The organism is Janthinobacterium aestuarii (assembly GCF_051380835.1).
Taxonomy (GTDB): Bacteria; Pseudomonadota; Gammaproteobacteria; order Burkholderiales; family Burkholderiaceae_D; genus Janthinobacterium; species Janthinobacterium aestuarii.
Map to the genome: position 1 here is coordinate 162,769 of NZ_JBNYXU010000013.1, position 11,608 is coordinate 174,376.

Annotated in this window: 11 protein-coding genes; 6 read left to right on the plus strand and 5 right to left on the minus strand. The window is 61.9% G+C overall.

Annotation, left to right across the window (positions count from 1 at the left end):
- The first annotated feature begins 43 nt into the window (after positions 1-43).
- The 3 genes from ACQ4WO_RS26870 (at position 44) to ACQ4WO_RS26880 (ending at position 4,133) form a co-directional block, all read left to right on the plus strand.
- The gene (locus ACQ4WO_RS26870) at positions 44-1,588 is read left to right on the plus strand and encodes a DUF1800 domain-containing protein (RefSeq protein ID WP_436483965.1); all 1,545 of its coding nucleotides are present in this window, start codon (positions 44-46) and stop codon (positions 1,586-1,588) included.
- Between the two features lie 11 nt (positions 1,589-1,599).
- Complete coding sequence (locus ACQ4WO_RS26875) at positions 1,600-2,790, plus strand: DUF1501 domain-containing protein (protein WP_436483966.1); 1,191 nt, start codon at positions 1,600-1,602, stop codon at positions 2,788-2,790.
- 242 nt (positions 2,791-3,032) lie between these two features.
- Positions 3,033-4,133, plus strand: coding sequence for an AI-2E family transporter (locus tag ACQ4WO_RS26880; protein WP_436483967.1), 1,101 nt, complete (start codon positions 3,033-3,035; stop codon positions 4,131-4,133).
- Positions 4,134-4,347: 214 nt separating this feature from the next.
- Here ACQ4WO_RS26880 and ACQ4WO_RS26885 read toward each other — a convergent pair whose 3' ends face one another.
- Positions 4,348-4,572, minus strand: a complete 225-nt coding sequence (locus ACQ4WO_RS26885; protein ID WP_010396348.1) for a hypothetical protein — start codon at positions 4,570-4,572, stop codon at positions 4,348-4,350.
- Positions 4,573-4,713: 141 nt separating this feature from the next.
- Between ACQ4WO_RS26885 and ACQ4WO_RS26890 the strand changes: the two genes are divergently transcribed.
- Genes ACQ4WO_RS26890 through ACQ4WO_RS26900 form a run of 3 tightly spaced genes read left to right on the plus strand, consistent with a single transcriptional unit; the run spans position 4,714 to position 7,216 of the window.
- Positions 4,714-5,472, plus strand: a complete 759-nt coding sequence (locus tag ACQ4WO_RS26890) for a phosphatase PAP2 family protein (RefSeq protein WP_436483968.1) — start codon at positions 4,714-4,716, stop codon at positions 5,470-5,472.
- A 12-nt stretch (positions 5,473-5,484) separates the two neighbouring features.
- On the plus strand, positions 5,485-6,393 hold the full coding sequence (locus ACQ4WO_RS26895; protein ID WP_436483991.1) for a diacylglycerol/lipid kinase family protein: 909 nt from the start codon (positions 5,485-5,487) through the stop codon (positions 6,391-6,393).
- 4 nt (positions 6,394-6,397) lie between these two features.
- On the plus strand, positions 6,398-7,216 hold the full coding sequence (locus tag ACQ4WO_RS26900; protein ID WP_436483969.1) for a metallophosphoesterase family protein: 819 nt from the start codon (positions 6,398-6,400) through the stop codon (positions 7,214-7,216).
- Positions 7,217-7,246: 30 nt separating this feature from the next.
- Here the strand turns inward: ACQ4WO_RS26900 and ACQ4WO_RS26905 are convergent, their stop codons facing one another.
- From ACQ4WO_RS26905 to ACQ4WO_RS26920, 4 genes are all read right to left on the minus strand, one after another.
- Complete coding sequence (locus ACQ4WO_RS26905) at positions 7,247-7,537, minus strand: type II toxin-antitoxin system RelE/ParE family toxin (protein WP_034758985.1); 291 nt, start codon at positions 7,535-7,537, stop codon at positions 7,247-7,249.
- Positions 7,530-7,775, minus strand: a complete 246-nt coding sequence (locus tag ACQ4WO_RS26910) for a type II toxin-antitoxin system ParD family antitoxin (RefSeq protein WP_034758982.1) — start codon at positions 7,773-7,775, stop codon at positions 7,530-7,532. The genes ACQ4WO_RS26905 and ACQ4WO_RS26910 overlap by 8 nt, the downstream gene beginning before the upstream one ends.
- A 96-nt stretch (positions 7,776-7,871) precedes the next feature.
- Positions 7,872-9,248: a cardiolipin synthase gene (gene cls, locus ACQ4WO_RS26915; protein ID WP_436483970.1), complete on the minus strand. Its 1,377-nt coding sequence runs from the start codon at positions 9,246-9,248 to the stop codon at positions 7,872-7,874.
- An 11-nt stretch (positions 9,249-9,259) separates the two neighbouring features.
- Positions 9,260-11,371 carry a site-specific recombinase gene (locus tag ACQ4WO_RS26920; protein WP_436483971.1) on the minus strand — a complete coding sequence of 704 codons (2,112 nt, stop codon included), beginning with the start codon at positions 11,369-11,371 and terminating at the stop codon, positions 9,260-9,262.
- Between the last annotated feature and the right edge of the window lie 237 nt (positions 11,372-11,608).

Consider the following 11,608-nt stretch of genomic DNA (forward strand, 5'->3'; position numbering starts at 1 on the left):
CGTACCCTCAGGCATTCTGGTTGAAACCGCTTGAAGGACCGCCATGACCCCCAACCGACTGTTGCCGACAACCTTGATTTCCCTGCTGTTGCTGGCCGGCTGCGCCGCGACCGGACCTGCCGTCCAAGCCGACCATCGTGCACAGACCAGTTCCGCGCAAGACATTGCCTTGCTGGAAAGGGTGAGCTGGGGCGTAAACGCAGGCAGCGCGCGCCAGTTGCAGGCGCAAGGCTGGCAGCGTTATCTGCAGGCGCAATTGCATCCAGGCAAAGCCAGCCTGCCGCCCGCCGTGCAGGCGCAGATCGACGCGATGACGATCAGCCAGGTGCCGCTCGATCAACTCGTCATGTCCGTGGAGCAAAAACGCAAGGAGTCGGCTGCCGTCATGGACGACATGGCCAAGCAGCAGGCGCAAAAGGATTACCAGCAAGAACTCAACCGCCTGGCGCGCGAAGCGGCCACGCGTTCGCTATTGCTGGACGTGTATTCGCCGAATCAGCTGCAGCAGCAGCTGAGCTGGTTCTGGCTCAACCATTTCAGCGTGCACCAGGGCAAGCACAACTTGCGTGCCATGGTCGGCGATTATGAGGCGAACGCCATCGCGCCGCACGCGCTGGGGAAATTCCGCGACTTGCTGGGCGCGACCGTCCACCATCCGGCCATGCTGCGCTACCTGGACAATGAAGCCAATGCCGCCAAGCGCATCAATGAAAACTATGCGCGCGAGCTGATGGAACTGCACACCCTGGGCGTGAACGGCGGCTACAGCCAGTCGGACGTGCAGGAACTGGCGCGCATCCTGACAGGCGTGGGCGTGAACCTGGGACCGGATACGCCAAAGGTGAAACCGGCGCTGCAGTCGCAATACGTGCGCCGCGGCTTGTTCGAGTTCAACCCGAATCGCCACGATTACGGCGACAAGCAATTCCTCGGGCAAACGGTGAAGGGCCGGGGTCTGGCCGAGCTCGATGAAGCGCTGGATCGTTTGAGCCGCAGTCCCGCCACCGCGCATTTCATCAGCGGCAAGCTGGCCCAGTATTTCGTCGGCGACAATCCGCCCGCGCCCCTGGTGGCGCGCATGGCGGCCACCTTCCAGCAGAGCGACGGCATGATCGCCGACGTGCTGCAAACCATGTTCAACAGTCCGGAGTTCAAGCAGTCGCTGGGCAAGAAATTCAAGGACCCCATGCATTACGTGGTGTCGGCCGTGCGCCTCAGCTATGACGACAAGCCCATCCTGAATGCGGGTCCCATGCTGAGCTGGCTCTCGCGCATGGGCCAGCCTCTGTACGGCCGCCAGACGCCGGACGGTTATCCTCTGACGGATGCCTCCTGGGCCAGCCCAGGCCAGATGACGACGCGTTTCGATATCGCCCGCACGATCGGCTCGGGCAGTGCCGGCCTGTTCAAGACGGATGGCCCGCAGCCGCAGGAAAAGGTGGCGTTTCCCCAGTTGGCCAGCGCCTTGTATTACCAGTCGCTGCAGCCGACCTTGAGCCCGGCCACGCGCCAGGCCCTGGAGCAGGCCGCCTCGCCGCAGGAGTGGAATACCTTCCTGCTCTCGTCGCCCGAAATGATGCACCGCTGAAAGGAATTGTCATGAACCGTCGTGACTTGTTGAAAGTCCTGGCCGCCGCGCCGCTGTTGTCGCACGCGGGCAGCTTGCTGGCCGCACCGGCCATGAATGCGAAGCTATTGTTCGTCTTTTTGCGCGGCGGCTATGACGCGAACAACTTGCTGGTGCCGGTCGGCAGCGATTTTTACTATGCCTCGCGGCCGAATATCGCCATCGCGAAACCGGGCGAGGAAAACGGCGCGCTGGCCTTGAATGCCGACTGGGCCCTGCATCCGGCCTTGCGCGAAACCATCTATCCCATGTTTATGGGGGGCGAGGCGGCCTTCATTCCGTTTGCGGGCACGGCGGATCTGACGCGCAGCCATTTCGAGACGCAGGATAGCATCGAACTGGGACAGGAACTGGGCGGGCGCCGCGATTTCCGCTCGGGCTTTTTGAACCGGCTGGCGCAAAGCCTCAATGCCAAGCAAGGCAACCACACCATTTCTTTCACGGACCAGCTGCCGCTGATCTTCCAGGGCGGCGTGCAAGTGCCGAACATGGCGCTGCGCTCCGTGGGCAAGTCGGGCATTGATGCGCGTCAAAGCCAGGTCATCGCCGCCATGTACCGGGGCACGCCCCTGCAGCAACCGGTCAGCGCGGGCTTTGCCGTGCGCGACGATGTGACGAAGGAATTGACGGGCGAGATGCAGGCGGCCAACCGCAACGCCATCAGCACCAAGGGCTTTGAACTGGAGGCGCAGCGCATCGCCCGCCTGATGAAGGACAAATACAACCTGGGTTTCGTCGATGTGGGCGGCTGGGATACGCACGTGGGGCAGGGGGGCGCGAACGGCTACCTGGCGGGGCGTTTCGATGAGCTGGGGCGTGGCCTGGCCGCGTTCTCGCAGGAAATGGGCAGCGAGTGGCGCAATACCGTCGTCGTCGTGGTCAGCGAATTTGGCCGCACCTTCCGCGAAAACGGCAACCGCGGCACGGACCATGGCCACGGCAGCGTGTTCTGGGTGCTGGGCGGCGGCATCAAAGGCAAGCAGGTGGTGGGCGAACAGGTGGCGATTTCGCAGGCGACGCTGTTTCAGAACCGCGACATGCCCGTGCTCAATGAGTACCGGGCCGTGCTGGGCGGCTTGCTGCGCCGCACCTTCGGCTTGACCCCGGCGCAGCTCGACCACGTGTTTGCCGGCGTCAAGCCTGCGGAACTGGGCCTCGTCTAAAGCGGAATGCCGCCGTGTTACGCTATGCCTGCGCAACTGGCGCGTAGCCTAGCACCTATCAAAACCTACTGCGCGTCGTAATTTGCGGCCTGCGATGCTCACTGCCTCGGCGGCCCCGTACTTCGTACAGTTGCGCTTCTCAGGCCAACGTGGGCGCCGAGCCTTCCTTCCGCTCGCTACGGTTTTGTTAGGCGCTATAAGCCTGCACACCTTTACAGTGTGCGGGGCACGAATGGAGTAGCATGAGCGATACCCAGCGCGATATTGTCAGCGCAGGCTTTTCCCTGGCCTTGATCGCCGTGACGGCCTTCGTCATGCAGCGTTTCTTTTTGCCGCTCGTGTGGGCCGGCATCCTGTGCGTGGCGACCTGGCCCCTGTACCTGCGCGTGCGCACGGCCCTGGGCCAGCGCCCCATCGTGGCGGCGGGCGTGCTGACCCTGGCGTTCGCCTGCATCTTCATCATACCCGTGCTGTTCGGCGTGGCGCAGGCGGCGCGCGAAGTGCCCGTGCTGGCCAATTTCGTCGTCCACGCGAATACCGACGGCTTGCCCGTGCCGGACTGGGTGACGCATATTCCCCTGGCCGGCAGCGCCATCGGCGACTGGTGGCAAGCGACCTTGAGCCAGCCCCACGGCCTCGGCCACTTCTTTGCGGGCAGCGCCGTGGGCGGCTTCCATTCCGCGCGCGACATGCTCAAGGTGCTGGGCGCGGACGTGTTCCACCGCCTGGTCGATTTTGGCCTGGCCTTCTTGTGCCTGTTTTTCTTCTACAAGGATGGCGAAGCGCTGACGCGCCAGATTACGGCCGTCGGCAGCCATTTCCTGCGCCCCGAACGGTGGGGCCGCTATGCGCAAAAAATCCCCACCGCCATCCGCGCGACCGTCAACGGCCTGGTGCTGGTGGGCCTGGCCGAAGGCGTGCTGATCGGCATCGCCTACGCCATCGCCGGCTTGCCGTCGCCGGCCCTGTGGGCGTTCGCCACGGGTATCCTGGCCATCATCCCGTTCGGCGCGCCGCTCGCTTACCTGTGCGCGGCCGCCTTGCTGCTCTTCCAGGGCAGTGTGGGCGCCGCCATCGGCGTGGCCGCCTGGGGCACCGTGGTGCTGTTCGTGGCCGACCACTTCGTGCGCCCCGGCATGATCGGCAATGCCACCCGCTTGCCCTTCCTGGCCGTGCTGTTCGGCATTCTGGGTGGCGTGGAAACCCTGGGCCTCGTGGGCCTGTTCATCGGCCCCGTCGTGATGGTGCTGTTCGTCACGCTTTGGTACGAAGCGAACGTGTTTGACAAGGCGCTGCCAGTGCAAACACCTGCCAGCCCGGCCGCGCCGGAACGCACACAGTAATGAGGGGTTGGCCAGCGTTGCCGCTGGCCAGTACTGGCGCGCTTCCGGCGTGGCCGGACGGAGCTTTCAAGCAAGGTCGTCGAAAGCCCCGGAATACGCCGACAAAAATCGTAGCGAGCGGCAACGAGTTGTGGCTAAGAAGCGCAGCTGTACTTTAGTACAGCGAGCATCGCAGGCCGCAAATCGCGCCGCGCAGTAGATTTTTACGGTGTATTTAATGCGCCTTGGATAAAATGAGCAACCAACGGCGCATCAGCAGCACTTCAACATAGCCCGGCTCGATGCCCGTACCGCACTCGATCAGGGGATTGACGGTGTAGTAGCGCTTGCGGAAGTCACGGCAGACGAGGATTTCGCGCTTGCCCATACGGACGAGGAAAGAGCTTGGGGCGTATTCCAGGCCGAACCGTGAGCCAAAACCGCTATTCAATGTTGCCATGACAATTCCTTTGAGGGAGATGTGTTGAACGAGTCATCAGAATAGCATAACTACTGTATGAATACACAGCTACTGTATGAATAAACAGTATTTTTTTACTGATGTGGTTTTTTTGATCATCACCGGGAACAGGAAAGAGAGATGAGTTTGCAAGAGAAAAATGACATGGGCATGACCACGGGCTGGACCACGAAACTGCGCCGCTTCGTCGAGGCGCGCCTGTCGCCCGAGGGCGAGCTGGGCCTGCACATGACGGTGGGCGTGGTCCTGATGCTGGTGGCCATCGTCGTCTTCCACGAGATCGCCGAAGCCGTGATGGGCATGGAGCAAATTACCGTGATCGACTTGCAGGTGGCGCAGTGGTTCAACCAGCATGCCGTGCCGTGGATCACCACTTGCCTGCTGGTCATTACGCACATGCATGGCGTGATCGGCGCCATCATCCTGGCCACCTTGCTGGGCTGGTATCTGCACCGCAAGGGCGCCGATTACTGGCTGTTTACCCTCGTCATCACCATGCCGGGCGTCATGTTTTTGAACCTGCTGCTAAAGTACATTTTTGTCCGCGCGCGGCCCAGCTTTGATGAGCCGCTCTTGCAGACGGCCCTGAGCACCTACAGCTTTCCGAGTGGCCATACTGCCACCTCGACAGCCCTGTACGGCTTGCTGGCCGCCTACCTGATTTGCCAGACGGCGCCGGGCGCCTGGGGCAAGCGCATCGCCATCGCGCTGGGCGCTTTCCTGATGGCGGCGCTGGTGGGCTTCAGCCGCATCTACCTGGGCGCGCATTACCTGAGCGATGTGCTGGCAGCCATGGCGGAAAGCTATGGCTGGCTGGCCATCTGCATCGCCGGCGTGTCGACCCTGCGCCGGCGCCGGCATATCCGGCAAACCAAATAAGGGGAAACTGTCCTGAGCAAAATTGCAGTCATCATCAACGGGGGCGCCGGCTGCGGCTATGCGCCCGACTGGGCGCAGCAGCTCGAAGCGAAATTCGCCGCCGTGGGGCTTGACGCCGACATCACCCTGGCGCAAAGCGGCGCCGAGATGATCGCCACGGCCGAACGGGCCCTGCGCGATGGCGCGCCCATCGTCGTGGCAGGCGGCGGCGACGGCACCATCAACGCCGTGGCCTCTGTCGTTGTCGGCAGCGGTACGCCGTTCGGCGTCTTGCCGCTGGGTACCTTGAACCATTTTGCCAAGGATTTGAATATTCCGCTCGAGCTCGATGCGGCGATTGCCAACGTGGCGCAGGGCGTGCAGCACCAGGTCGACGTGGGCGAAGTCAATGGCCGTATCTTCCTGAACAATTCCAGCCTGGGCCTGTATCCCGATATCGTGCGCGACCGCGAAAAGCAGCAGCGCCGGCTGGGACGGGGCAAGTGGCTGGCCTTCAGCTGGGCCCTGGTGGCGGCCTTGCGCCGCTATCCCTTCCTCAGCGTGCAACTGACACTCAACGACGCCGTGCATGCGCGGCGCACGCCATTTGTCTTCATCGGTAATAATGAATACATGATGGAAGGCTTGAATATCGGTGAGCGCGAACGGCTCGATGGCGGCCAACTGAGCCTGTATGTGGCGCAGCGTCCGGGCCGCCTGGGCTTGCTGAAGCTGGCCTTGGACGCGCTGTTCGGCAAGTTGTCGCAGGCCAAGGATTTTGATGTGCTGACGGCCACCGACCTGGAGGTGGCCACGCACCACCGCCGCCTGCGCGTGGCCACCGATGGCGAAGTGACGATCATGAATACGCCGCTGCAGTACCGCATCTGCAAGGCCGCGCTGACGGTCCTCGTGCCTGCGCCGGCACTTTCTGGGGAGTAAGGCCATGCGTACCATCGTGCATTTGTCCGACTTGCATTTTGGCAGGGTCGATGCGGACCTGCTGGCGCCCTTGCGTGCGCTGATCGAACGCCTGGAACCGGACGTGGTCGTGGTCTCGGGCGACCTCACTCAGCGCGCCCGCAGCGCCCAGTTCCAGCAGGCGCGGCAATTTCTCGACAGCTTGCCGGGGCCGCAGATCGTGGTGCCGGGCAACCATGATGTGCCGCTGTACAACGTCGTTTCCCGCTTCCTCACGCCGTTGGTGAAATACCGGCGCCATGTGACGGACGATTTGTCGCCCGAATATGTGGACGAGGAAATCGCCGTGCTGGGCATCAACACGGCCCGCTCCCTGACGTTCAAGGATGGCCGCATCAGCCACGAGCAGATCGATTTCCTGCGTGAACGCCTGGGCAGTTTGCCGCCTGGCCTGACGCGCATCATCGTCACGCACCATCCATTCGACTTGCCGGAGCACTTCGATGAAGACGACCTGGTCGACCGCGCGCCGCAAGCCTTGCAAATGTTTTCCGAATGCGGCGTGGACTTATTGCTGGCGGGACACTTGCATGCCAGCGTGGCGGGCAACACGGCCGAGCGTTACAAGATCGCCGGCTACGCGGCCCTGATGGTGCAGGCGGGCACGGCCACGTCCACGCGGGGCAGGGGCGAGTCGAACTCTTTCAATGTGCTGCGCGTGGAAAACAGTTGTATTCGCGTCGAGCGCTACAGCTGGAATGACGGCAGCGCCGACTTTGAAAAAGTCAGCACGGAAGCGTTCGAGCGCCAGGGCGGGGTGTGGGCCAGTTTGCGGCCGTTGTGAGGTGTCGCGTCGCGTCGGATGGTGATTTCGTTAAAGATGGCGTGCCGCATCCATGCGGTCATGCAGAATACGCACGATGGCGATGCCATAGTTCGTGATGCGAAAATAAATCATGTGCCGTCCGACTTTGCGGCGCCGGTAGCCGGGCCGAATCTGCTCGCATGCCGGCGCGGTCTCTGGCGCGCCGGCCAAGTCATCAAAGGCCGCCGTCATGCTGTCAAGATAATGACTGGCCTGCTGTACGCCCCAGCGCTGTACCGTATAAGCCCAGATCGCCTCAAGGTCATGCTCGGCGGCAGGCGTCAGCCGGTATTCAGCCATGCGCCGCCAGCATTCTCTGCTTGAACGCCTTGGCGTCGAAAGGCTGGGGTTCGCCGCTTGCCTCTCCTTCCATCAGCGCCGCGCGGATCGCATCGAGTTCGGCGCTGCGTTCCTGTTCGCGCCGGATCAGGTCGCGGATGTATTCGCTGTCGTTGGTATAGCGCCCCGCATCAATCTGCGCCTTGATCCAGTCGTCTTGCTGGTCCGTCAAGGTAATGGTCTTGCGCACGGTAGCCATGGTAGTCAACTCCAGAGATGAGCAGCACGACGATTGTCATACTATTGGTGCAATATAGTGCATATCCATGCAAATATCCAGTTGCCCCATCGGTGCTTACAGCCAGTAGTTCATGAACCGCGCTGCCCACTCCTTCATGCGATCCGAGAGCGGCCGTGTTTCCCATTTCGCCTTGGTGATCTCTTCCGAGTCGCGCAAGTCTTCCTGGAAGGCGTTTTCCATCTCTCGGCCGAAACTGTCGCCGAGCACGATCACGTTCAGTTCGCTGTTGTGCAGGAAGCTGCGCATGTCGATATTCGTCGAGCCCACGGTCGACCAGGCGCCGTCGATGACGGCCGTCTTGGCGTGCAGCACGGCCAGTTTCAAATGAAAGATGCGGATGCCGCCAGCCAGCAGCTCGTCGTACAGCGAGTGTCCCGCATGGAACACGAGGCCGCTGTCGGAAACGCCGGGCAGCACCACGGTCACGTCCACGCCCCGTTTGGCCGCCGCGATCAGGGCATCGACCGTTTGCTGGTCGGGCACGAAATAGGCGGACGTGATGTGGATGGATTTCTTGGCTTCCTGGATGGCCAGGATATACGCCTTGTAGATTTCAAAGCCGCCCTCGGGCTCGCTGGCCACGACGCGCACCAGCTTGTCGCCCACTTCCGATAAAGTCGGGAAGTAGTTGGCGTCAGGCAGGTCGGCCTGGTCTTGCTGTGCCCAGGTGCGGATGAACAGCCACTGGAAGGCGGCCACGGCCGGGCCTTCCACTTTCACATGGGTATCGCGCCAGCCCACGTCCTTCTTGTCCGTTGGTTTCGATTTCGAGCGGAACAGCGAGCTTTTCGCATAGGTATCGCTGATATTGATGCCGCCCGTAAACGCCATCTTGCCGTCGACGATCAGCACCTTGCGGTGGTCGCGGTTGTTGATCTTCCAGTCGTCGCCCTTGAGCTTGGCGGGGTTGACGGGGTTGAAGGCCACCAGGTGGATGCCGGCTGCGCGCATGCGGTCAAAGAACGCTTGCGGCACGCCGATGGTGCCCACGCTGTCGTAGATGATGTTGACCGTCACGCCCGCTTTCTGCTTTTCGATCAGCATGTCGGCAAATTTGAGGCCCAGCGGATCCTGGTCGAAGATATACGTTTCCAGGTTGATGCTGGTCTTCGCGTCGCTGATGGCCTGGAACATGGCGGCCATGGTTTGCGGGCCGTCAAACAGCAAGGTCACCTTGTTGCCCTTGATCAAAGGCACGCCCGTGGCCGCTTCTTCCAGCGCGGCCTGGGTCTTCAAGTCCATGCCGGACTTGGCCCAGCGCTTGTTGAGCAGGGCGGCGCGGCTGTTGACGTTCAGCACGGCCCCCTTGCCCGTGATCACCTTGGGCTTGGCCACCGGTTCCAAGGTGGTGTTGAGGTTCTTGACATCGGGCAGCGAGGCGCATGCAGCCAGGGTCCAGCACAGCAGTAGGGCGGTGAGGCAGGGTTGCATGCGCCTAGCGGTCATTTTAGAGCCTTGGTTGTGGGTGACAGGTTTGCCGAATCATCGGCCAGTGCCAGAGGTGGCGGGTTTTTCGAGCCGAAGAAGAAAACGATGGGCGAGCGCAGGAAGCGCTTGCCCAGAATCTTCAACAATTGCATGCCGTGCTTGAAGCGCACCTGGCGCGAACGCAGGGCCACCCACAGGGCCAGTCCGAAGCTGACGAGCAGGTTGGCCGTGCCGATGGCGAAGATGCCCGACAGCGACTTGACGGCCAGTTGCCAGCTCATGTTGTGGTCGAGGCCCACCAGGGCCGTGGCGAAGTTGGCGGCCGAGAAGGTGATGTGGCGGATATCGATGGGCAAGCCGATCAAAAAGCCCAGGGTGCCGATGGAGCCCAGCAAGATACCGAAATAGAAATTACCCATCAGCCCGCCCAGGTTGTTTTCCAGGTACAGGCCCAGCCGTTGCAAGCGTTCCTGGCCGATCACCCGTCCCAGGCCGCGCAATTGCGCGATGCGCTGCGCCCAGCGCGTGTACAGGGCCTGGTTGTCATAGTAGCCGGAAATCAGGCCCGCCACGAACAGGCACACGCCGGCGATCATCGCGTAGAAGATGGCGGGGCTGCCGATGGGGTCGATATCGTGCAGCAAGTGCATGGCCTTCTCGGGCGTGACCAGGTTGTGCCCCGTGATCGCCTTGTAGCCGAGCGCGATCAGCCAGGCCGTGGGAATGGCGGTGGCCAGGTTGCCCAGCACGGCCATGTTTTGCGTGCGGAAGACCTTGTTGATCAGTTCGGCCATGCTGTCGAGGTCGATATTCCGGCCATCCTTGCTGTGCAGGCCTGCGGCGATGCGCGAGGCCGTCATGGCCGGCTGCTTGGTGGCGACCGTGAAGTGCAGCAAGTGGATGAACATGAAGCCGATCGAGTAATTCATGCTGAACATGAAGGCTTCGACCAGCGGCGCCGAGCGCAGATACGACATCAGTATCTTGAACAGGGCCATGAAGCCGATGATGATGCCGGCGCCTGCGGACGAGAGGAACATGGCGCCCATTTCGCGCCGGTTTTCCGCGATGTAGTGCTCGCCCGTGCGGCTGGCGTTTTCCGTCACATTGCGCGCCAACAAGTTGATATTGTCGGAAAACAGGTCGCTGACCTTGTACTTGTGGTTATGCGCGCGTATCAGTTCCAACGCCAGTCCCACGGCGCCCGCGCGGCGGCGGCTGACGGGCTGCGGGTGCAGCAAGTCTTGCGTGGCATCGACCGTGATGGCGGCGATGTCCACGTTGTTCGATGCGGGCAGTTCGCCGCTCGTGTCGACGAGAAACAGCAGCTTGCGCAGGCGCTCGATGCTTTGCGCCAAGGCCACCAATAAATACGTGAGGGGAATGCTGGTGCCCTGGTACAGCGCCTTCTTGCGGATCTTGGCGATGACGGCGTCGCACTGGTCCAGCATCACCAGCAAATGGCGCGCGTCCTCGATGTGCTCGATGTCGCCTTGCAGCAGGCTCGTGTAGGCGTCCAGGTAGGCGTTCACTTCCGTGTTCTGCACCATGAACGGCGACTGGAACACTTCGATTTCATTGTGGAAACGCGTCAGTTCCGGTTCCAGCCCCATGGCGCAGACGCGGTAGGACAGGGTGCGGATGGCGTCGAGCATGCCGGGCAGCATGATGTTGCCATCGCCGACGGCCAGTTCGATGTCGTCGCTGGTCAGTACGTCGAACAGTTCCAGCCAGTCCGTGGCCGGCACGTTGCTGATCCACAAATAATCGGTCTTCAGGTACAGCACCTGGTCGAGCGCGTCGTTCAGGTATTCGTCGCCCAGGGCGGGCGGCAGCATGCGGTAGGCGATGCGGCGTTTCAATTCCGTGAAAAAACCGCTGTTCGACAGCACGCCGATATCGGTGTACAGGCTGGCGTGGCGGCGCGCGGCCAGCACGCGCAGCACGTATTCGTGCAGGGCGCGCGCTTGCGCGGGGTTACCTTTGAGTAGCTGGCGCAGGGTGCGCACGTTGGCAATCGCGGTAGCGCTGTCGTGGGAGCGCTTGGGACGCAGTGAGTTGAATAATTCCACCAGCAAGTCGATATTGCTGGAGTTGGGGTCAATGCGTTCGAGGATAGCTAGCATGCAGAAAAAACGGGCGAGCCGCTGTCGGTAAAACCAGTAGTGTACCGCCTGCGTCAGATCGCGCAACGTTCGCCACCGAACATTGCTTTACGGCAGGGCCTGCAATTCACGCTATTTTGCCGCAAATTACCACAATCATGGTCAATCTTGCGTGTTGTCAGTGTACGACGCATTTCCTGGGGCTAAGCTGAAGTTTCTGTTGTACAACGCACGGATGGCTGGACAAAAAGCGGGGAT